The following is a 20,812-nucleotide window of genomic DNA, read 5'->3' as shown; positions in this document are numbered from 1 at the left end:
GGTACTCCTCAGATGTCCGTAGGGTGAGTTACGCTTGTTGCCGCTAAAGAGCAACATCCGTCTCGGCGGCGAACCGTTTCAGGACATCACGGATATTGCGGTCGTCATGCCCGGGTTCCAGCCTGGGCAGGAGGCGGGCGGACAACCGGCCGGCATCCAGCGTGCGAAGCATTGCCTTTACCGGGCCGAGGGAGGCAGGCGACATCGACAGGTCGTGGTAGCCCAGACCGATCAGCGCCATCGCCTCCAGGGGCCGTCCGGCCAATTCCCCGCACAGCGTCACCGGGACATGAGCCTTATTTGCAGCATCCAGGATCGATTTCAAGGCGCGCAGGAATCCGACGCTCAAAGTGTCGAACCGGTCGGCGACGCGCGTGTTGCCGCGGTCGACCGCACAGAAGAACTGGAACAGATCGTTCGAGCCGACGGAAACGAAATCGACGCAGCCCATCAGCTCATCAAGCTGGAACAGCAGGCCGGGGACTTCGATCATCACGCCAAGGCGGATATTTTCCGGCGTCGGATGACCGTGGCGGCGCAGATGTTTGATTTCCTTGTCGACCAGGTCCTTGGCCTGCAGGAACTCGTCGACCATCGCAACCATCGGGAACATCAGCTTCAGGTCGCGCCCGGCCGCCGCGTGCAGCAGGGCACGGATCTGGGTCCGCAGCAAACCCGGCCTGTCGAGGCCGAGCCGCAGGGCGCGCCAGCCCATGGCCGGGTTCTCTTCCTGGATGGAGCGCAGATAGGGCAGGACCTTGTCGCCGCCGATATCGAGCGACCGGAAGGTCACCGGCTTGCCGTTCGCGGCATCCAGAACCTGGCTGTATTGGGCCTGTTGCTCGCGCATGCGCGGGAAGGATGACGCGACCATGAACTGCAGCTCGGTGCGGAACAGCCCGACGCCGGCCGCGCCCGATTCTTCCAGATGCGGCAGGTCGACCAGCAGACCCGCGTTCATCTGCAGGCTCAACTCGACCCCGTCCTTGGTCACCGACGGCTTGTTGCGCAAACGCCGGTACTGCGCCTGGCGCCTCGCCCGGAATCTGACCTTTTCCGCATAGGCATTTTCAAGATCGGCGGCAGGGCGCAGATGGACCAACCCCGAGATCGCCATCGACAATGATCGCATCGCCGCCATCGGCCAGGCTGACGATGTCGTCCACGATGCCGACAGCCGGAATCCCGAGCGCCCGGGCGACGATGGTGACGTGGCTGGTCGGGCCGCCTTCCTCCAGAACGAGCCCCCTGATCCGGTCCCGTCCGTAGTCCAGAAGTTCGGCCGCCCCCATGTTGCGGCCGACGATGATCGCATCGCGCGGCAGTTCGTCCAGGCCGGGACCGTGCTCGCGCCCCATCAGTTCGCGGATCAGCCGGTGCGCCAGGTCGTCGAGATCATGCAGGCGTTCGCGGAGATAGGGATCGGTCTGACGCAGCATGCGGGCGCGCGTGTCGCTCTGCACCTTTTCAACCGCCGCTTCCGCGGTCAGGCCGTTTCTGATCGCTTCTTCGATCTTGCGGATCCAGCCCCGGTCATAGGCGAACATCCGATAGGCCTCGAGCACCTCGCGGTGCTCCCCGGTTGCCGCGAACTCGCCGCTGGCCAGGAGATCATCGATGGAAAGCCTCAGTCTGTTGATGGCCGCTTCAAGACGGGAGTTTTCCCGCTCGGTGTCTTCGGCAATCAGATTTGTGACGACGACGCGCGGCTCGTGAAGCACCACATGGCCCAGCCCGACGCCTTCGGAAAGCCCGACGCCGGTCGCCGTGATCGGGCGGGAGAGATCGAGCCCGGTCGCCTTCTGGGCGATCGCCTCGAGTTCGCCGGCCGCCACCATTTCGGCGATGACCATCGCGGTGGTCTGCAGCGCCTCGACCTCGTCTTCGAGATAGGTGCGGTGCGACTGGTTCTGCACGACCAGAACCCCGAGCGTGCGCCCTGCCCGCAAAATAGGCACGCCGAGGAACGAATTATAGGCTTCCTCACCCGTCTCGGGCAGGTAGGCAAAGCCGGGGTGGGCGCTGGCATTGGGAAGGTTGAGGGGCCGTGCCTCGGCCGCGATCAGGCCGACGAGGCCTTGGCCGACGCGCAGCGACGCGCTGTGGACCGCCTCGCGCTTCAGGCCTTCCGTTGCATAAAGTTCCAGAACGCCATCGGCGCGCAGGATGTAGACCGAACAGACTTCGGCAACGACATTCGACGCGATCAGCACGACGATCTTGTCGAGTCGTTCCTGCGCCGTGATCGGTTCCGCCATGACCTCGCGAAGCCGGCGGAGCAATAGGCGCGGTCCGGCTAGGTTGCTGCGCATGGCGTCCCCGTTTGATCCCGCTTCTGTCAAGCTCCGGCCCGGATCACCTGCCCGAGCCCGCCTGCCGGATTGACTATCCGTCTAACCCGTATAGCGAATGGAGAGTCCGCACCGCAAGTTCTGCATATGCTGAATCGATGAGCACGGAGATTTTGATTTCCGATGTCGTGATCGCGCGGATGTTGATTCCCTTGGACGCCAGCCCCCGGAAACACTGTGCGGCGATGCCTGCATGCGAGCGCATTCCGATACCGATGACCGACACCTTCACCACGTCGGTGGCGCCTTCCAGGTTCTGGAAGCCGATCACCTCGCGGTTGTCCTCCAGCACCTTCTTGGCGCGCAGGTAGTCGCTTTCGGGAACGGTGAAGGTGATGTCCGTCGTCTTGCCATCCGGCGAGATGTTCTGGACGATCATGTCCACGTTGATATGGGCATCGGCCAGCGGCCCGAATACGGATTCGGCGACACCGGGCTTGTCGGCCACGTCACGCAGTGAGATCTGGGCTTCGTCCTTGGCATAGGCAATGCCGGTGACAACCTGCTGTTCCACGAGTTCGTCCTCGTCGCAAATAAGAGTACCAATCGGAAGGCCATCGTTACCGGCCTGCGGCGCGTCCGGATCATCGAAGCTGGAGCGCACGAAAGTCCTGACGCCGTGGATCATCGCCATCTCGACGGAGCGGACCTGAAGCACTTTGGCGCCCAGGGAGGCCATTTCGAGCATTTCCTCGAAGGAAACACGCTCCAGCCGCTGTGCCCTGGGCACGATGCGCGGATCGGTCGTGTAGACACCGTCGACATCCGTATAGATATCACAACGGTCCGCCTTGATGGCAGCGGCAATCGCGACCGCGCTGGTATCGGAGCCGCCGCGGCCGAGGGTCGTGATTCGATTGTCCGGCGCAAGCCCCTGGAAGCCGGCAAGCACGGCGACCTGCCCCTGCTCCAGCCGCTCGGCCAGGAAGCTGCCGTCGATCTCGCTGATCCGCGCCGCGCCGTGGTTCTCGTCGGTCCTGATCGGCACCTGCCAACCCTGCCAGGAACGGGCGTTCACTCCCATGTCCTGGAGAACGATCGCCAGGAGGCCGGAAGTCACCTGCTCGCCGGAAGCCACGACGGCATCATACTCACGGGCATCGTGAAGCGGCGACGCATCGCGGCAGAACTGCACCAGCTTGTTGGTTTGCCCGGCCATGGCCGAGACGACAACCGCAACCTGATGGCCGGCGTCAACTTCCCGTTTGACATGGCGGGCGACATTGCGGATGCGATCGAGATCGGCAACCGAAGTCCCGCCAAATTTTAAAACAAGTCGGGCCATACCACTCGTAATCTATATTATCGTGTCGTGAAGCGCGTGATGCGCCGGATGGATCGGCGGACATGCATACAGGCTGCGTTCCTTTGCTGCAACAAGAGTTCAGTGCCCGGGCTCTTGACAAAATGATCGAGACTTTGGAACCACACCTGATGACACTCCAACCGGCGGCAGTTTCTGCGGCGCCACCTCTGAAAGGGGATCGTCCGATGACAGGCGAGGCTCAAGCGAATTCCGGCACGATCAACAGCGAGGAGGTCGCCCGCTTTTCCGCCATGGCGCAGGAATGGTGGGATCCGACGGGCAATTTCAAGCCGCTGCACAAATTCAACCCGGTCCGCCTCGCCTATATCAAGCAGGAGGTGTGCCGCCATTTCAGCCGCGACATGAAGGCGGCGGACGCTTTCAAGGACCTGCGTTTCCTCGATATCGGCTGCGGCGGCGGCCTGTTGAGCGAACCGATGGCCCGCCTTGGCGCGCAGGTCGTCGGCGCGGACCCCTCCGAAACCAACATCGAGGTCGCAAAGCTCCATATGCAGAGCTCGGGCCTCGAGATCGACTATCGGGCGGAAACCGCCGAAGCCCTCGCGGCGGCGGGGGAGACCTTCGACGTCGTGCTCAACATGGAAGTGGTGGAACATGTCGCCAACGTGCCGCTGTTCATGGAGACGACCGCCGGCATGGTCCGTCCCGGCGGCCTGATGGTCGTCGCGACCATCAACCGCACGCTCAAGGCCTATGCGCTGGCCATCGTCGGCGCGGAATTCGTGCTGCGCTGGCTGCCGAGGGGCACCCATTCCTACGAAAAGCTGGTGAAGCCGGCCGAGATCGAACGGCCTGTCGAAGCCGCCGGGCTGAAGGTCATCGACCGCACCGGCGTGAGCTACAATCCGATCACCGACACCTGGGCGCGGTCGCGGGACATGGATGTGAATTATATGCTGCTGGCGGAAAGGCCCCAATCCTGATGAGTGATCCGATCCTGTTCATTCCCGGCCTCCTGTGCACCGAGGCGCTCTTTGCCCCGCAGATCGCCGCCTTTGCCGACCGGCCCATCATGGTGGCGAACCACCGGGAACACGACAGTATCGAAGCCATTGCCGCCGACATCCTGGAAAAGGCGCCGGAACGGTTTTCCCTGGTCGGCCTTTCCATGGGCGGCTATATCGCCATGGAAATCATGCGGGAAGCCCCGGAACGGGTGGGAAAGCTCGCCCTCCTGGATACCAATGCCCGGCCCGATACTGCTGAGCAAACGGAGCGCCGGACCTTTCTGATCGACCTCACCCGGAAGAAAGGCTTCTCGAAGGTTCCCCACCTCCTCTATCCCGGCTTCGTCCACGAAAGCCGGGAAGACGACGCAGCGCTCAAGCAGGTCGTCGTCGAGATGGCGCGGGAAACCGGGCCGGATGCGTTCATCCGGCAGCAGACCGCGCTGATCAACCGGATCGACGCCCGGCCGCGGCTCGGCGAGATAACCTGCCCCACCCTCGTCCTGGTCGGCGACGGGGACCGGCTGACGCCTCCGGAAATCGCCGAAGAGATTCAACAGAACATTCCCGGCAGCGAGTTGGTTACGATTGAAGGCAGCGGACACCTGTCCACCCTGGAGGAACCGCAGAAGGTGACCTTCACCTTGATGAAGTTCCTGAACAGGGCGTGACGCGACGACGCATCGAATTGCGGCCTGCAATTTGATCCGCGTCAAGGATGCACCTTGAAGGATGACTACAGTTACGTCACCTTGGTGCGCTGCCGTTCACGCGAACGCAGGATGCCAAGACATCTGACGGTCAACTTTCCGCTTTCATGCCCATGCGGATGAAGGCAGGGTGATCGGGCAACTGCACGACAATCGACCGCGAAAAGGTCGCGGTTGTTCTGGCCTGCTCACCGGCTCGCATCACGATATGTCCGTCGGCAGCAGCTGAATGACAACAGTGGAGGATGTGACATGCCTAGCAAAAGAACTACGGGTCCCTTCGATTTCGGTTCGATGATGGGTGAATGGCCGATGCCGGGCTTTTCGAACTGGGCCTTTGCAGAACGCGAGGACCGGATCGAGGAAAGGACGCTGGCCGGCTTCCAGAAAATGGGACAGACGCTGTGGTCCCATACGGAAAAGGCATTCGACGACCACATGAACTTCGTCACCCACCGCCTGCATGAAGACTTCGAGTGCGTGAAATCGCTCAGCCAATGCACGGCTCCGGAACAGACGATGGCGACCTTGCAAGAATTCTATTCAAAGATGGCAAACGAGTATCAGGACCACTTTGAGAAACAGGCCGCACTGCTCCGTGAAAGTCTTACGGAAAATGCGGCTCTCGTCGAAGAGCTGAACGAAACGGCTATGGAAAGCGCCGCCGAGCTTGGAAAAGCCGCGGAAGAAAACACCAAGGAAACCGCCCAAAGAGCCAAGTCCGCCGCGCTCCGCAAATCGGCAGCGAAGTCCTGAGCGGGCAAGCGGATTGAGCAGCGCCGATGGGCCGGGTGGAACGATCCGGCTTGCCGGCCCTGAGGACTGCTGAGGGCGCTGTCAGTTCTTTTCGTCGGGAAGATCGGGCAGCGGAAGAACGGCTATGCCTTCCTCCAGCAGGGTTTCTGCGTCCTGCGGCGTGGTCTGGCCGTAAATGCTGCGTTCCTCGGCCTCGCCGTAATGAATTTTCCGGGCCTCTTCCGCGAAATTCGCGCCCACATTTTCTGAATTCTCGATGATGCGGGCACGCACCAGGCGAAGGGCTTCCACGATTTCCTTCTGGCGCACATCGAGCGGCAGGAGAGCCGAAGGCTGCATCGGCGCGGCTTGCGCATTGGCACGGGCGGGCGTCTTCTCCTCGCCGGCGTCGGCCCGGATTTCCGTTCCGGCCACCGCTGAATGAGCTTCTCTTTTTCTCGATGTCGCGACGGCCGGGGCCATCAGCCCCTTCCTCACATCCGTTGACCCGCAGACCGGGCAGACCACCAGCTCGCGGCTGGACTGCATTTCAAAATCGTTGGAATTCCGGAACCAGCCTTCAAAGTCATGCGCGGTATTGCAGACCAGCGTGTACTTGATCACGCAGATATCTCCTTGAGGCCGTCGGCAAGCCGGCAGACGAAGTCCCGCTCGTTGGCGATTGCCGGGATGCGTCCGCGCGCTTTGGCCACTTTTTCCGTGTCTATGTCAGCCAGAACGTAGCCCGGCTCATCATGGTCCAGTTCCGCGATCACGGCGCCCCACGGGTCCACGACGAGACTGTGGCCGTATGTCTGGCGGCCATCCTCGTGGGTTCCGCCTTGTGCTGCGGAAATGACGAAGGCACCGTTCTCGATGGCGCGGGCGCGCTGTAGCACATGCCAATGGGCTTCGCCAGTCTGCCTGGTGAAGGCCGCTGGAGCGGTCAGCACATGCGCACCGGCACGGGCCTGGCTACGGAAGATCGCCGGAAAGCGGATGTCATAGCACACGGCCATGCCGACCTTCGCGAAGGGAAGTTCGGCAATTACCGATAGGGTGCCCGGCTCGTAGGTCGCAGATTCCCGCCAGCTCTCCCCATTGGGCAGGTCCACGTCGAACATGTGGATCTTGTCGTAGCTGGCCAGGACCTGGCCGTCCGGCGCAATCATGAAGGCGCGGTTGGCCACCTTTCCGTTGCCGGCAAGGACAGCCAGCGAACCGATATGCAGATATATCCCGAGCTCGGCCGCCAGTTCCCGCGCCCTTGTCAGGAACGGATCGCCTTCAGGTTCCGAGATCCGCTCCATGAGCTCATCGCGGCTGCGCACCAGGACATTGGACATCTCCGGCGTCTGAACATACTCGGCCCCGTCCGACGCCGCGGCGCGGATCAGGCTTTCGGCCGCGGCTGTATTATCGGGCAGGGACTTGCCGCTGCGAAGCTGCACACATGCTGCTTTGAACGAGGACATTCGGCCGCCATTCCGGTTGGTTTGTGATGGATCCAGTAAATCAGGATGTAAGCAGGGCGTCCAGTTTGCCGGACCGCTCCAACGCATGAAGGTCGTCGCAGCCGCCCACATGGGTCTTGCCCACGAAGATCTGCGGGAAAGTCGAGCGCCCGTTGGCCTTCTGCATCATCTCCTTGCGCAGAGACGGCTCGAAGGTCGCGTCGCGCTCGGTATAGGCCACGCCCTTCTTCTCGAGCAGCTTCTTGGCCGCTGTACAAAATCCGCAGAACTGTCGCGTGTAGATGACTACATCAGTCATTCATTCAGGTTCCTTGTTGCTGTTGGATGGGTTCGGCATCACCCTCAGTGAAATCCGGGCCTTATATGCGTGCGCGGCACCGAAACTCAAGGGACGGCCCGTGCAATCAAGGCTTTACGGCTTCGTCGGCGGACCGGAGCGACGGATCCGCAATGGCGAAGGTGATGACGTTGACCGAGGCCGCGCCGGCGGCCAGAACGGTTTTGCTGCAGGCAGTGACCGTTGAGCCGGTGGTCATGACGTCGTCTATCAAAATGACGTGACGCCCCTGCAATTCGCTCTCCCTTTCCTTGTCGATCCCGAAGGCGGACCGGACGTTCCTGTGCCGGTCCTTCGCCGACAATCCCACCTGCTGGCGGGTGCGTTTCCGGCGCCTCAGAAGGTCCGGCTCATATTGTCCGCCGCAATCCGCCGCGATGACCTTTGCAAGGTCCGCCGCCTGGTTGAACCGCCGGGACAACAGCCGTACCCAACGAAGGGGAACCGGCAGAATGAGACTTTGTTCCCCGAGAAACTCCTTTCCGGCCCGGCTCATCCACCGGCCCATGGGCCCGGCGAGCTCCCTGCGCCTGGAGAACTTGAGCGCCAGAACCAGGTCACGGGCAGGCCCCTCGTAAAAGGCAACCGACCGCAGCCGGTCGAAGACGGGCGGCGACGCGATCGCCCGCGGGCTCCAGGCATCTTCCCCTACATCATAGGTGAAGGGTATGCCCAGCCGGTAGCACCAGGGCTTTTCGATGAATTGCATCTTCTGCCAGCACACCGGGCACAGGCCGTCTTCGGTCCCCACTCTCCGGTCGCAACTGAGGCACCGCATGGGCAGCAGGAAATCGAGAGCGAGCCGCGCGCCCGCTCGGGGAACGTCGATCCATTTCCTGCCCGAGCCAGGCAATCGTTTTTCCTCAGCAGCCCTGAACACCGCAGCCCGTCCTCAAATCACCGGTCGTCCGGATAACGTATGCGAAAAGAACATTCTTTGACCTAGCCTCTTCGATACCATATGTGAGCGCAGGAGCGAGATGACAAAGGCCGATTTCCCCGTGAGCGAACCGCAAGACCTGTTCGACCGTCCCCTGCTCAAGAGCCGCCGCCGGCGCGCCCTGCAAGCGGCAAGGCCCGGCGCGGACTTCCTTGTCAAGGCTGTCGCTGACGATCTGGAGGACCGGCTGTTGATGATCAACCGAACCTTCCCGACGGCGGTCGATCTGGGCGGTCACACCGGCCTGGTCTCACAGGCGATCCTGATGTCCGGCAAGGCGGAGAGAATCCTCAGGGCGGATCTGTTTGCTGCGGATCCGGGCCAGCCGCCGCCCGATTTCATCTTCGACGACGCTCTTCTGCCGCTCAAGGATCAATCGGTTGACCTCATCGTCTCCGCGCTCAACCTGCAATTCGTCAATGACCTGCCGGGCACGCTGATTCAGATCCGCAGGGCCCTCGTTCCGGACGGGTTGTTTCTCGCGACCCTGCCGGGCGCCGGAACACTGAGCGAACTGCGCGACAGCCTCACACGGGCCGAGCTCGAAATCACGGGCGGAGCCGCGGCCCGCGTGCTGCCCTTCGCCGACACGCGCGATCTCGGCAGCCTGCTGCAGCGGGCCGGATTTGCGCTTCCCGTAACCGATCTCGATACGGTGACGGTGCGCTACGACAGCATGTTCGCCCTGCTGACGGACCTGCGCGCCATGGGCGCGACGTCCGTTCTGAAGGAGCGGAGCCGGGCGCCGCTCACCAGGAAAGCGCTGCTGCGGGCGGCCGAGCTTTATGCGGAAAACCATGCCGACCCGGACGGACGGATCAGGGCGACCTTCGCCCTCGTGACGCTTTCAGGCTGGGCGCCGCATGAAAGCCAGCAGAAACCGCTGCGCCCTGGCTCGGCCAAGACCAGGCTGGCCGATGCCTTGGGAGCGAAGGAACAGAAGATCCGGGAGTGACGCAATCCGACCGTCGGGACGATCCGGATCAACTCTGAACGACGCGAAGCCGATCGCCTGAAGAGGCTTTAGCCGCCTGCGAGCGCTTTCTGGAGGGCGGTGACGATCGCGCCGAATATGTCATCGCGGATCGCAGCGCCAATACTGAGGATCAGGCCAAGGAGGACAATCCCGATCAGGCCCGCAATCAGGCCATACTCGATAACGGTGGCACCTTCCTCGTCGCGAAGAAACCGCCTGCCCAGGTGTTTGATGGCTTCTCGGCCCGCCGACGTTCTGTTCACCCCAAACACTCCCTGGAACGAACGTTTCGTTCCCAATGATTGGATCAGCGGAGCTGATCGATGCCAAACCGCTCAGGCGATAGGCCTGCGTTCGCAGGAACACAGGTCTCTATACCGCCTCCATCAGATGCGGAATGAGGGGCTCGTCGGCCGGTGGCATCGGATAGTCTCTCAGCCGGACCGCGCGCACCCACTTCAACTCCTGATTTTCCTGTCCTCTTGGGACACCATTCCATCTGCGGCAGATGAAAAGTGGCATAAGTAGGTGAAAATCCTCGTAAGTATGACTGGCAAAAGTGAGTGGAGCCAGACACGCTTCGTTAACCTCGATTGCCAGTTCTTCCCGCAATTCCCGGATGAGGGTTTCCTCCGGTCGCTCGCCCTGTTCGACCTTTCCGCCCGGAAATTCCCACAATCCCGCCATGGATTTCCCTTCCGGGCGCTGTGCCAGAAGAATGCGCCCGTCCGCATCAACAAGCGCGCATGCCGCGACAAGCACGATCTTAGTCATCGTCGACGTCCTGTCCTGAAACACCTGCCTAACGGATCGTTAAGCACGCTTGAAGCCTTAGGGTGCGGACCCATAAATGAGGATGAAATGGTTTGAAGCGGATTGCGCGTCCTCAAGAAGCGGAAGCGTAGGAAATGTGGTTCATTTTCAAGCCTTTCGCGACGTAGAGGAGGCGCAATCCGGTCAAATCCGAAGGACATGAAAATGGCTTCACCCCGCTTCGTCAGCGTACTTGACCGGGCATACAGCCCGCTCTGCGCACCCTTCCTAACGGGGTTTCGCCATTTCTCATGCCATTTCGTCCTCATTTATGGGTCCGCACCCTAGAGTTACCGGCACCGCTCGGGCTTCTAGCTGCGGTAGTCGCCGTTGATGGCGACATATTCCTTGGTGAGGTCGCAGGTCCACACCGTCGCACTGCCCGTGCCCAGGCCGAGTTCCACGCGTATCGTGATGTCTTCCTGCTCCATGACCGCGGATGCCGCCGCTTCGCTGTAGTCCGGATCCCGCTCGCCGTCGACGGCCACACGGACATCACCGAACCAAATCGCCAGCCGGTCCCGGTCGGCAGGCTCGCCGGCCTTGCCGACAGCCATGACCACACGCCCCCAGTTTGCGTCCTCGCCGGCAATCGCCGTTTTCACGAGCGGCGAATTGGCAATTGAAAGGGCGATCCTCTTTGCCGAGGCATCACACTCCGCGCCTTCAATGCTGACCTCGACGAATTTCCGTGCACCTTCGCCGTCTCTAACGATCTGATGGGAAAGGTCGAGCATCACGTCGCCGAGGGCCGCGCGCAGGATTTCCACGCGGGGATCGTCCAGCGTGGTCACCGGCTCGATGCCCTTTTCCGCGGCGGCACCGGTTGCGAACAGGAGCACCGTATCGGAGGTCGAGGTGTCGCTGTCGACCGTGATGGCATTGAAGCTTCCGCCGGTCTCGCCGCTGAGCAGCGCCTGAAGAACATCCGGGGAAACGGCTGCATCGGTGAAGATGAAGGACAGCATGGTCGCCATGTCCGGAGCGATCATGCCGGCTCCCTTGGCGATGCCGCTGATCGTCATCGTTTCGCCGTCCAGCTCGACGCTCGCGGTCGCCACCTTGGGATAGGTGTCCGTGGTCATGATCGCCTTGGCCGCGTCAAGCCAGCCGGCGCTGCCCTGGGCGACTTTGAGATCATCGATCACACCGGAAAATTTCTCGGCGGCAAGCGGTTCGCCGATCACGCCGGTCGAAGCGAGGAAGATCTCGCCGTCGGCGCAGCCAAGCGCTCTGGAGACGATTTCGGCGGAAAGCCGGACAGCTTCGGCACCCTTCTTTCCGGTAAAGGCGTTGGCATTGCCGGAGTTCACCAGAAGCGCGCGCGCCTTGCCGCCACCGACCCGGGCCTTGCACCAGTCGACCGGCGCGGACGAACATTTCGATCTGGTGAAAACACCGGCAACGGACGTGCCTTCGGACACCGTCGCCAGCAGCACGTCCGTGCGGCCCTTGTACTTGATCCCCGCTGAAGCGGTCGCGAATTGAACGCCCTTGATCTCCGGCATGTCCGGGTAGGATTTGGGGGCGAGCGGGGAAATGGTCGTCGACATCGAAGCTGATCCGGTCAGAAAGCGTGAAAGGTCCCTGCGCCACTCATGAAAGCGGCTGAAAACATCAGCAGTGTATGACCCAGGCCGAAGCACCTGACAAGTGGCAGTCCTCGCGCGCACCGGCGCTCTCGCCGACCCGGCCCAGTTGCCTGAACACGGAACCCGGCGGCGGGCCGCCGCCGGGTTCCGGGACCGGCGTCAAAATGTAGGGAAAGCGGAATTACTCCGTCTTTTCCCCTTCTTCAGCAGGCTGGGCAGGTTCTTCAGCAGGCTGCGCGTCCTCACCGGGCTTGGCCAGGCTCTCATCGAGGATCTCGATTTCGGTGCCCTCCTTGAGCTCCGCCATCCTGGCTTCGTAATGCTCGCGGAACAGCTGCTGACGCAGGTTGCCTTCCACCTCTTCGAAAGCCGGCTTTTCCGCCCGGCGTTTGTCTTCCAGCTTGATGACGTGCCAGCCGAACTGGGTTTCCACCGGTTCCGTAGTATAGGAACCGGGCTCGAGAGCCAAAACGGCCTCTTCGAACGGCTTGACCATCTGGCCCTGCTTGAAATAGCCGAGATCACCGCCATTCGGGCCGGACGGACCGGTAGACTTTTCCCTTGCAAGTTCGGCAAAATCGGCGCCGCCCTCGAGTTCCTTGACGAGTTCTTCCGCCTCGGCCTTTTCCTTCACGAGGATGTGGCGGGCGCGGATCTCTTCTTCGCCTTCAAAATCGGCAAATTGCTCTTCATAGGCCGCCTTGAGGTCCTCTTCGGAAATTGCTCCACCGATTTTCTGGGCGAGATAGGCATTGCGCAGCGCCTGCAACTCCAGGAACTCGAGCTGGTTCTTGAAGGCTGGATCCTGATCGATGCCGTCCTCGCGCGCGGCCTGCGCCAGCAGCTCCATATCGACCATTGCTTCCAGCAGAAGCTGGCGCCATTGTGCCGGCGGGAAGCGCTGCAATTCCTGCCCGAGGTCACGCGCTGCAAAGGCAATATCAGCTTCCGTGATTTCCGCCTCACCAACTTTTGCGACCACGTCATCCGGCTCTGCGGCGGACAGGGAAGTGGATCCGAGCGACAAGGCCAGGAACGAAATGGCGAGTGCCTGAGCCGGCCTGCGCATCGAGATTCGCAACATGAGAAGTCCTTTACGTATAGGAACAGTAATCTTTCTTCCCTCCTTCGCGGAGGGCACGGGTACATTGCGCATTCCGGCAGCGTTGACAAGCATTGAGCCCCCTCTTATCTGTCGGGCGTCCCTGCCGCGGGCCGGGATGGCATCTTTTCGGCCGCGTTCATCGGCCAGCGCATCGCGCTTGGCCGCAACGTGGATAGCAATTGAGACGATTTCATGGGCGGGCGCCAGATTGCCAGTTGACGCCGCCTCGTAGGGAAGGACCGCCACATGGCTGGCCTTGGCGCTTTAGCACGTAAGATTTTCGGCTCGGCCAACGACCGAAAGATCAAGACTTTTCGAGCAAAAGTCGAACAGATCAATGCCCTCGAGCAGGAAACGCAGGCCCTGTCGGACGACGCCCTGAGGGCGCGCACCGAAGAATTCCGCAATCAGCTCAAGAACGGCGCGAGCCTTGAGGACCTGCTCGTCCCGGCGTTCGCGACGGTCCGCGAAGCAGCGCTCCGCGCGCTCGGCCAGCGGCACTACGACGTGCAGCTGATCGGCGGCATGGTGCTGGATTCCGGACAGATCTCCGAAATGCGCACCGGTGAGGGCAAGACCCTTGTCGCAACCGCACCGGTCTACCTGAACGCCCTTGCCGGCAAGGGCGTCCATGTGGTCACCGTGAACGACTATCTCGCCCAGCGCGACAGCGAATGGATGGGCCAGGTTTACAAGTTCCTGGGCCTCAGCGTCGGCTGCATCGTCCACGGCCTGTCGGACGAAGAACGCCGCGCCGCCTATGCGGCCGACGTGACCTACGGCACCAACAACGAGTTCGGCTTCGACTATCTGCGCGACAACATGAAGCACGACCGCCAGTCGATGGTTCAGCGCGGGCATCATTATGCCATCGTCGACGAAGTCGATTCGATCCTGATCGACGAAGCGCGGACACCGCTGATCATTTCCGGTCCGCTGGAAGACCGGTCCGATTTCTACAACACCATCGATGCGTTTATCCCGCATCTGACGTCCGAGGATTTCGAGCTGGACGAAAAGGCGCGCTCCGCGTCCTTCACCGAAGCGGGCAACGAAAAGCTTGAACGCCTGCTGGGCGAAGCGGGCCTGCTGAAGGGCTCTTCGCTCTACGACGTGGAAAACGTCGCCGTGGTGCACCACCTGCAGCAGGCGCTGAAAGCTCACAAGCTGTTTCAGCGCGACAAGGATTACATCGTCCGCAACGACGAAGTGATCATCATCGACGAATTCACCGGCCGCATGATGCCGGGACGCCGGTTCTCCGAAGGCCTGCACCAGGCGCTGGAGGCACGCGAGAAGGTCCGGATCCAGCCGGAAAACCAGACACTCGCTTCCATCACCTTCCAGAACTATTTCCGCATGTACGAAAAGCTGGCCGGTATGACCGGTACGGCCCAGACCGAAGCGGACGAGTTCGCGGACATCTACAGGCTCGAAGTCGTCGAAGTCCCGACCAACCTTCCGGTGAAGCGGACCGACGAGGACGACGAGGTCTACCGGACGTTCCAGGAAAAATTCAACGCCATCGTCCAGCTGATCGACGATTGCAAGGAACGCGGCCAGCCGGTGCTGGTCGGCACCACGTCCATCGAGAAGTCGGAACTCCTGGCCGAGCTCCTGAAAAAGCACGGCTACAAGCAGATCGACCTGAGCGACCCCGCCGCCTTTGCCGCCGCGCAGAAGAAGGAAGCCGGCAAGGCCAAGGTCTTCGCGGTTCTGAACGCGCGCTATCACGAGCAGGAAGCCTTCATCGTCGCGCAGGCCGGTCTCCCGGGCGCGGTGACGATCGCCACCAACATGGCCGGCCGCGGCACCGACATTCAGCTCGGCGGCAACGCCGACATGCAGATCGCCATGGAACTGGGCGACATGCCGGAAGGCGAAGAACGCTCCGCGCGCGAGGCGCAGATCCGCGCCGAGGTGGAAGAACTCAAGAAAAAGGCCCTGGCCGCCGGCGGCCTCTACGTGGTCGCCACCGAGCGCCACGAAAGCCGCCGCATCGACAACCAGCTCCGCGGCCGTTCCGGCCGCCAGGGCGACCCGGGCCGGTCCAAGTTCTTCCTGTCGCTGCAGGACGACCTGATGCGCATCTTCGGCTCCGACCGCATGGATTCCATGCTCCAGAAGCTGGGCCTGGAAGAAGGCGAAGCCATCATCCACCCCTGGATCAACAAGGCTCTGGAAAAGGCGCAGCAGAAGGTCGAGGCGCGCAACTTCGACATCCGCAAGAACCTCCTGAAGTTCGACAACGTGATGAACGACCAGCGCAAGGTGGTCTTCGAGCAGCGTATCGAACTCATGGACAGCGACGCGATCCAGGAAGCCGTGGCCGACATGCGCCATGACGTGATCGACGACCTGGTCGCCAACCACATTCCCGAGCGCGCCTATCCCGAACAATGGGATACGGAAGGCCTGGAGGAAGAGGTCCGCAAGTATCTGAACCTCGACCTGCCGATCAAGGACTGGGCGGCCGAGGAAGGCATTGCCGACGAAGAGGTGAAGCAGCGCCTGCGCAAGGCGGCCGACGAAGCCATGGCGCAGAAGGTCGCCAAGTATTCCCCGGACATCATGCGCAAGGTGGAAAAGGCCATTCTGCTGCAGACCCTCGACAATTTGTGGCGAGAGCATCTTGCCAACCTGGACCACCTGCGCTCGGTCGTCGGCTTCCGCGGTTATGCGCAGCGTGACCCGCTGCAGGAATACAAGACCGAGGCCTTCACGCTGTTCGAGGCCATGCTGGCCCAGTTGCGCCAGATGACCACCGCCCAGTTGCTGCGCGTGGAACTCGTCAGCCAGCAGCCGCCGGAAATGCCGGCGGAGCCGGAGATGCACGCCCATCACATCAATCCGCAGACCGGAGAAGATGAGATGGCCATGGCGGACCAGCAGGTCGTTCCGCCAGCCTCTCGCGACCCGAACGACCCCTCCACCTGGGGCAAGGTCGGCCGCAACGAGACCTGCCCCTGCGGCTCCGGCAAGAAATTCAAGCATTGTCACGGCGCGTTTGCCTGAGCTGCACACAAGCACCGAAAAACAAGAGGCCGGTCCATTGCTTGGGCTGGCCTTTTTCCTGTTTTTACGGCAGGTTGCGCCAACAAGACCGGCCAGAGCAAAATGAACGAAAACGCCGCCTCGAAAATCTACGTTTCCAGACGGGAGGGCGCACGCCCGGCAGCACCCGTCCTCAGCGTCATCGTTCCCGTCTACAACGAAGACGAAGTCATCCGCCACTTTCTGGAAGCGACCCGTCCGGTGCTGGACCGGACCGGATTGAAATACGAATACGTGTTCATCGACGATGGCAGCCGCGATGCGACGGCGGACATCCTGGCGGAAAGCCTTGCGGGCGGTCTGCCCGGCCGGATGGTGGGACTGTCCCGGAATTTCGGCAAGGAAGCGGCCCTTTCCGCCGGTCTGGAGGCAGCCCGGGGTGACGTTGCGGTCATCATCGATGCCGACCTTCAGGACCCGCCGGAACTGATCCTTCGAATGCTGGACAGCTGGCGTGCCGGCTATGACGTCGTCTACGGTCTGAGGGTCGACCGCTCGTCCGACACGATGATGAAACGCTCCACCGCGGGCATGTTCTACCGCCTGTTCAACCGGCTCGCCAATATCGACATGCCCGCCAACGCCGGCGATTTCCGCCTTATCGACCGGGCCGTCATCGACGCCCTTCTGAAGCTGCCGGAGCGCAACCGGTTCATGAAGGGCCTGTTTGCCTGGGTCGGTTTTCCGGCCGTCGCCCTGCCCTATGAGCGCCCGCCGCGCAAGGCCGGCACGGGCAAGTTCAACTACTGGAAACTCTGGAACTTCGCACTCGACGGCCTGACCGGGTTCACCACGCTTCCGCTCAGAGTGTGGTTCTACGGCGGTGTGCTCATTTCGCTGAGCGCCTTTGCCTACGCGCTCTTTCTGATCATCCGAACCTCGCTGTTCGGTGTCGATGTTCCGGGCTATGCGTCGCTGATGGTTGCGCTGCTGTTTTTCTCCGGGGTCCAGTTGCTGTCGATCGGCATGATCGGCGAATACATCGCCCGACTGTTCAACGAAGCGAAACAGCGGCCGGTCTACATCGTGCAGGACGTCATCGAAGGGACCCCGTCCGATGACCGCGGCAACAGGGACGGCAACGGGAGCGCCGGCGCCGATGGCCAGTGACGCCGGGCGCCGCAAACTGAAGACGGAAACCGCCGCCGTCGGGAAGTTCGCGATCATCGGCGTTCTGGCAACGCTGACCCACGCCGGTGTGGCCGCCACGCTTCTGGAGACGGGAACGCTGTCCGCCTTTCCCGCCAATCTCTGCGGCTTCCTGGCTGCCTTTGGCGTTTCCTTCAGCGGCCATTATTTCTGGAGTTTCGCCCATCTGCGCCGGAAGGGAGCTGTGCTGAAGAGCATGACCCGCTTCCTGGTGATCGCCGTGTCGGGCTTCCTGCTCAATTCGACGGTTCTCGCCCTCTGGCTCGGACTGACACCCTGGCCCGACCTCATCGGACTGCTGTTTTCAATCGCCATCGTTCCCGCCCTCAGCTTTCTGGGGGCGAGGCTCTGGGCCTTTTCCCATGCTCCCGCCGAACCGCAATGATCGAAACGGGCTCCCGCATATGACCGCTTCCCGCGCTGCGCTCTGGTATGGCGGCCTCGTCTGCCTCCTGTTCGCACTGATCCCCACCCTCACTTTTCCCAATCCGCCACTGGACGTCGTGGAAGGCTTTGCCTGGGGGCGCGAACTTCAGCTCGGTTACACGAAACATCCGCCCATGCAGGCCTGGCTGCTGGAGCTCAGCTATCATCTGACGGGCGGACACTATTTCGGCGGTTACTGGTTGAGCGCCCTGTGCGCTGCCCTTGGCTACCTGATGATCTGGACGTTGAGCAAACGGCTTGGCCTGTCCGGCTGGCAGGCCTTCTGGGCCATCGCCCTGACCAGCGTGACCTTCTACTTCACCCTGCCCTTGCCGGAGTTCAACCCGAACATTCTTCAGATCCCGGTCTGGGCCGGCATGATCCTGCTGTTTCACCGGGCGCTCGAAAAGGGACACTGGCTGGACTGGGTCGCGCTCGGCGCCCTTGCCGCCTTCGGCCTTTACACGAAATATTTCGTGCTACTCCTGATCGGCGCCATCGGCCTCTACACGCTGGTCTTTGGCGATGCCCGCAGGCACCTCGCTTCCGCCGGACCCTGGCTCGCGGCGCTCGTCTGTGCCGCGCTGCTCGTACCGCATATCCTGTGGCTGCTCGATACGGATTTGCTGACATTCCGCTACGCCGCCAGCCGCAGCAACCCGCCCGAATCATTCCTCGATCACATCCTCAATCCGCTGAGTTTCCTGGCCGCGCAGATCGGCAACCATGCGGGCCCGTTCCTGGTGGTGCTTGCCGGCCTCGGCTGGACGGGCGTGAAGACCTTCAGGACGACGCGCCGGCAATCCGTTCAGTCGCTTGCTGCCCATGGCGACCGCTTCCTGCTCTGGTTCGCCTTCGTGCCCCTGGTCGTCGTCCTGGTGAGCTCGGCGGTTTCCGGCAACGAATTCGAACACATGTGGGGCACGCCGATGTTCGTGCTCTCCGGCATCGCCGCGGTGCGGTTTCTGGCGCTTCCCGGTTCGTTGCCCTTCCCCCGGCGCGCCCTGGCGGCGGCCATCGCCATCCAGGCGATCTTTCTCGGTGTGATTTTCGGACAGGCGGTTCTGGAGCCCTACTGGAAGCAGAAGCAGACGCGGATGCATTATCCCGGCAAAGCCGTTGCCGCCGAGCTTGCGGCCATCTGGAAATCCGAAACGGGCTCGGACCTGGCCTATGTCGCCGGTGACATGTGGTCCGCGGCGCACATCACGCTTTATGCACCTGGCCGGCCGTCCATGTTCTATCTTCATGATCGCGACGTGAGCCCCTGGATCGACGTGGCCGATGTCCAGGCCAGGGGACTGATGGTCGTCTGGCGCGGCGACCGGCAGCAACCGCCCAGCGAATTCCTGAGGCTTTACCCCGGTGCCGTTCGCGACGGCCACAAGGTCTTCGCCTATCAGACCCCCGGCGAGATCCCCGACGTCACCATCAACTGGCTGATCATTCCGCCGGGCGATGTTGCAACCGAGCCGGAATGATCACCGCCGCACGCGGTGTGCAAATGCTCTTTCAATGCGGCCACCCGGCCGAACACGACGCGAGCCTGGATCGCAAAATCTGAGGTTTTGCGCCACTCAACCTTCACCTTTTTGCACCACCCGTTGAAGCCGGGTCATTTGATGAGCGACAAGACCGTAAACCGCTGGAAACAACGGCAAAAGACAACTAACTTTGCGCCATGATCGATATGGCTGAAATCGACGGGATTGAAGACTGGCTGATCGACCAGGCGCTCGGCTCGCCGGACATGGCAACCATGTTCGCCGAGATGTGCGAGCGGCTGCGCCGCTGCCATGTGCCCGTGGACCGCGCGATGATCGGGTGGTCGGTGCTCCATCCGCTGATCGACGCGGAAGCGGCAATCTGGGAAAACGGCAATGCGCTTCAGCACCAACAGATCGCCCACGCACAGGAGGACACCGAGGACTGGCTCAAGAGCCCGATCCGTTCGGTCCTTGTGAACCGCGAACCGGTAATGCGGCGGCGGCTCACCAACGCCAACGCCCCGTCCGAATTTCCGCTGCTCGAAAGTCTCTCCGCCGCCGGCTACAGCGACTATGTCGTGATCATGACGGAATTCGACATACCGACCATACGCGACGAAATCTCGACGTCCGGCATCGTGGTGAGCTGGGCGACGAAGGAGGAAAACGGCTTTTCCGACGAGGCCCTGACGGCAATCCGGTATATTCAAAGGCGCCTGGCCCTGGCCGCCCGCGCGACCCTGGAAGCCCAGATCAGCAGGACGATCGCCGAGACCTATCTGGGCAAGATCGCCGGCAACAAGGTGCTGCACGGACAGATCCGTCATGGCGACGGCGAAAACATCGATGCCGTGGTGTATTTCAGCGACATGCGCAACTCGACCGCGATTGCCGAGAAGCTGGGGCCGGATGCCTATCTGTCCTGGCTGAACACTTATTTCGAGGCGACGGCGGGCGCCATACTGGGAAACGGCGGCGAAGTCCTCGACTTCATCGGCGACGCCGTGCTGGGCGTGTTTCCGACCGGCGGGCAGAGCCTTGAGACATCCGTGGCGCAGGCAATTGCAGCCGCGGATGAAACCCGCAAGCGCCTCACGGCCATCAATGCCGATCCCGGGCTCCCGCAGCCCCTGAAGGCGGGCATCGCGCTGTCCGTCGGGTCCGTCATGTTCGGCAATATCGGCGTTCCGAACCGGATGACGTTTTCCGTGATCGGCCAGACCGTGCACGCGGCCGCGCGCATCGAGAGCCTGACGAAATCCGTCGGCGTGGATGTCCTGATGACGGACGATATCGCCAGGTTCGCCGGCGCGAGATCGCGTCCGGTGGGCGCCTTTTCGCTCGACGGTTTTGCCGAACACCAACCGCTTTTCGCTCTGGAATAGTCC

Annotated in this window: 18 protein-coding genes and 1 pseudogene; 9 read left to right on the top strand and 10 right to left on the bottom strand. The window is 62.1% G+C overall.

The annotated features are described in order from the left end of the window. Nucleotides 1–43: 43 nt before the first annotated feature. A pseudogene (gene ptsP / locus ON753_RS23080) lies at nt 44–2,312 on the bottom strand (phosphoenolpyruvate--protein phosphotransferase). A gap of 73 nt (nt 2,313–2,385) precedes the next feature. After that, the gene (locus ON753_RS23075) at nt 2,386–3,636 is read right to left on the bottom strand and encodes an aspartate kinase (protein ID WP_265965943.1); all 1,251 of its coding nucleotides are present in this window, start codon (nt 3,634–3,636) and stop codon (nt 2,386–2,388) included. Between the two features lie 206 nt (nt 3,637–3,842). On the opposite strand from ON753_RS23075, the gene ubiG reads away from it, so the two are divergent. From ubiG to ON753_RS23060, 3 genes are all read left to right on the top strand, one after another. Next, nucleotides 3,843–4,601, top strand: coding sequence for a bifunctional 2-polyprenyl-6-hydroxyphenol methylase/3-demethylubiquinol 3-O-methyltransferase UbiG (ubiG, locus tag ON753_RS23070; protein ID WP_265965941.1), 759 nt, complete (start codon nt 3,843–3,845; stop codon nt 4,599–4,601). Then, on the top strand, nt 4,601–5,296 hold the full coding sequence (locus ON753_RS23065; protein WP_265965939.1) for an alpha/beta fold hydrolase: 696 nt from the start codon (nt 4,601–4,603) through the stop codon (nt 5,294–5,296). The genes ubiG and ON753_RS23065 overlap by 1 nt, the downstream gene beginning before the upstream one ends. A gap of 291 nt (nt 5,297–5,587) precedes the next feature. Next, the gene (locus ON753_RS23060) at nt 5,588–6,091 is read left to right on the top strand and encodes a hypothetical protein (RefSeq protein WP_265965937.1); all 504 of its coding nucleotides are present in this window, start codon (nt 5,588–5,590) and stop codon (nt 6,089–6,091) included. An 81-nt stretch (nt 6,092–6,172) separates the two neighbouring features. Here ON753_RS23060 and ON753_RS23055 read toward each other — a convergent pair whose 3' ends face one another. The 4 genes from ON753_RS23055 to ON753_RS23040 all read right to left on the bottom strand — a co-directional run bounded on the left by ON753_RS23055 (nt 6,173) and on the right by ON753_RS23040 (nt 8,735). After that, a complete protein-coding gene (locus ON753_RS23055) occupies nt 6,173–6,694 on the bottom strand; it encodes a DUF1178 family protein (protein ID WP_265965935.1) in 522 nt (173 codons plus the stop codon). Then, nucleotides 6,691–7,545, bottom strand: coding sequence for a carbon-nitrogen hydrolase family protein (locus tag ON753_RS23050; protein WP_265965933.1), 855 nt, complete (start codon nt 7,543–7,545; stop codon nt 6,691–6,693). The genes ON753_RS23055 and ON753_RS23050 overlap by 4 nt, the downstream gene beginning before the upstream one ends. A gap of 40 nt (nt 7,546–7,585) precedes the next feature. Then, the gene (gene grxC / locus ON753_RS23045; RefSeq protein WP_265965930.1) at nt 7,586–7,843 is read right to left on the bottom strand and encodes a glutaredoxin 3; all 258 of its coding nucleotides are present in this window, start codon (nt 7,841–7,843) and stop codon (nt 7,586–7,588) included. Nucleotides 7,844–7,949: 106 nt separating this feature from the next. Then, on the bottom strand, nt 7,950–8,735 hold the full coding sequence (locus tag ON753_RS23040) for a ComF family protein (RefSeq protein ID WP_265965927.1): 786 nt from the start codon (nt 8,733–8,735) through the stop codon (nt 7,950–7,952). Nucleotides 8,736–8,862: 127 nt separating this feature from the next. On the opposite strand from ON753_RS23040, the gene ON753_RS23035 reads away from it, so the two are divergent. Then, nucleotides 8,863–9,777, top strand: a complete 915-nt coding sequence (locus ON753_RS23035) for a methyltransferase domain-containing protein (protein ID WP_265965924.1) — start codon at nt 8,863–8,865, stop codon at nt 9,775–9,777. Nucleotides 9,778–9,845: 68 nt separating this feature from the next. Here the strand turns inward: ON753_RS23035 and ON753_RS23030 are convergent, their stop codons facing one another. The 4 genes from ON753_RS23030 to ON753_RS23015 form a co-directional block, all read right to left on the bottom strand. Continuing rightward, entirely contained in the window at nt 9,846–10,061 is a 216-nt protein-coding gene (locus ON753_RS23030) for a Flp family type IVb pilin (protein WP_265965922.1), read from the bottom strand. A 109-nt stretch (nt 10,062–10,170) separates the two neighbouring features. Then, a complete protein-coding gene (mutT, locus tag ON753_RS23025; RefSeq protein ID WP_265965921.1) occupies nt 10,171–10,572 on the bottom strand; it encodes an 8-oxo-dGTP diphosphatase MutT in 402 nt (133 codons plus the stop codon). A 350-nt stretch (nt 10,573–10,922) separates the two neighbouring features. Continuing rightward, on the bottom strand, nt 10,923–12,164 hold the full coding sequence (gene argJ / locus ON753_RS23020; RefSeq protein WP_265965919.1) for a bifunctional glutamate N-acetyltransferase/amino-acid acetyltransferase ArgJ: 1,242 nt from the start codon (nt 12,162–12,164) through the stop codon (nt 10,923–10,925). A 220-nt stretch (nt 12,165–12,384) separates the two neighbouring features. Next, nucleotides 12,385–13,287: a peptidylprolyl isomerase gene (locus ON753_RS23015; RefSeq protein WP_265965918.1), complete on the bottom strand. Its 903-nt coding sequence runs from the start codon at nt 13,285–13,287 to the stop codon at nt 12,385–12,387. A gap of 267 nt (nt 13,288–13,554) precedes the next feature. Between ON753_RS23015 and secA the strand changes: the two genes are divergently transcribed. The 5 genes from secA (at nt 13,555) to ON753_RS22990 (ending at nt 20,809) form a co-directional block, all read left to right on the top strand. Next, nucleotides 13,555–16,323: a preprotein translocase subunit SecA gene (secA, locus tag ON753_RS23010; protein ID WP_265965915.1), complete on the top strand. Its 2,769-nt coding sequence runs from the start codon at nt 13,555–13,557 to the stop codon at nt 16,321–16,323. A 102-nt stretch (nt 16,324–16,425) separates the two neighbouring features. Next, a complete protein-coding gene (locus ON753_RS23005; protein ID WP_265965913.1) occupies nt 16,426–17,472 on the top strand; it encodes a glycosyltransferase family 2 protein in 1,047 nt (348 codons plus the stop codon). Continuing rightward, nucleotides 17,462–17,896, top strand: coding sequence for a GtrA family protein (locus ON753_RS23000; RefSeq protein WP_265965911.1), 435 nt, complete (start codon nt 17,462–17,464; stop codon nt 17,894–17,896). Before ON753_RS23005 ends, ON753_RS23000 begins: the two co-directional genes overlap by 11 nt. Nucleotides 17,897–17,915: 19 nt before the next feature. After that, entirely contained in the window at nt 17,916–19,418 is a 1,503-nt protein-coding gene (locus ON753_RS22995; protein ID WP_265965909.1) for a glycosyltransferase family 39 protein, read from the top strand. A gap of 200 nt (nt 19,419–19,618) precedes the next feature. Further along, nucleotides 19,619–20,809, top strand: a complete 1,191-nt coding sequence (locus tag ON753_RS22990; protein WP_265965906.1) for an adenylate/guanylate cyclase domain-containing protein — start codon at nt 19,619–19,621, stop codon at nt 20,807–20,809. Nucleotides 20,810–20,812 lie beyond the last annotated feature (3 nt).

It is taken from the genome of Roseibium salinum, assembly GCF_026240905.1.
In the GTDB taxonomy this organism is placed as follows: domain Bacteria; phylum Pseudomonadota; class Alphaproteobacteria; order Rhizobiales; family Stappiaceae; genus Roseibium; species Roseibium salinum.
The sequence above is the reverse complement of the archived record's forward strand: the minus strand, read 5'-3'. Positions and strand labels throughout refer to the sequence as shown.

Excerpts from the sequence above, each read along its gene's own strand:
- ON753_RS23075 (WP_265965943.1), bottom strand. The coding sequence starts at position 3,636 with ATGGCCCGACTTGTTTTAAAATTTGGCGGGACTTCGGTTGCCGATCTC.
- ubiG (WP_265965941.1), top strand. The coding sequence starts at position 3,843 with ATGACAGGCGAGGCTCAAGCGAATTCCGGCACGATCAACAGCGAGGAG.
- ON753_RS23065 (WP_265965939.1), top strand. The coding sequence starts at position 4,601 with ATGAGTGATCCGATCCTGTTCATTCCCGGCCTCCTGTGCACCGAGGCG.
- ON753_RS23060 (WP_265965937.1), top strand. The coding sequence starts at position 5,588 with ATGCCTAGCAAAAGAACTACGGGTCCCTTCGATTTCGGTTCGATGATG.
- ON753_RS23050 (WP_265965933.1), bottom strand. The coding sequence starts at position 7,545 with ATGTCCTCGTTCAAAGCAGCATGTGTGCAGCTTCGCAGCGGCAAGTCC.
- grxC (WP_265965930.1), bottom strand. The coding sequence starts at position 7,843 with ATGACTGATGTAGTCATCTACACGCGACAGTTCTGCGGATTTTGTACA.
- ON753_RS23035 (WP_265965924.1), top strand. The coding sequence starts at position 8,863 with ATGACAAAGGCCGATTTCCCCGTGAGCGAACCGCAAGACCTGTTCGAC.
- mutT (WP_265965921.1), bottom strand. The coding sequence starts at position 10,572 with ATGACTAAGATCGTGCTTGTCGCGGCATGCGCGCTTGTTGATGCGGAC.
- argJ (WP_265965919.1), bottom strand. The coding sequence starts at position 12,164 with ATGTCGACGACCATTTCCCCGCTCGCCCCCAAATCCTACCCGGACATG.
- ON753_RS23015 (WP_265965918.1), bottom strand. The coding sequence starts at position 13,287 with ATGTTGCGAATCTCGATGCGCAGGCCGGCTCAGGCACTCGCCATTTCG.
- secA (WP_265965915.1), top strand. The coding sequence starts at position 13,555 with ATGGCTGGCCTTGGCGCTTTAGCACGTAAGATTTTCGGCTCGGCCAAC.
- ON753_RS23005 (WP_265965913.1), top strand. The coding sequence starts at position 16,426 with ATGAACGAAAACGCCGCCTCGAAAATCTACGTTTCCAGACGGGAGGGC.
- ON753_RS23000 (WP_265965911.1), top strand. The coding sequence starts at position 17,462 with ATGGCCAGTGACGCCGGGCGCCGCAAACTGAAGACGGAAACCGCCGCC.
- ON753_RS22995 (WP_265965909.1), top strand. The coding sequence starts at position 17,916 with ATGACCGCTTCCCGCGCTGCGCTCTGGTATGGCGGCCTCGTCTGCCTC.
- ON753_RS22990 (WP_265965906.1), top strand. The coding sequence starts at position 19,619 with ATGATCGATATGGCTGAAATCGACGGGATTGAAGACTGGCTGATCGAC.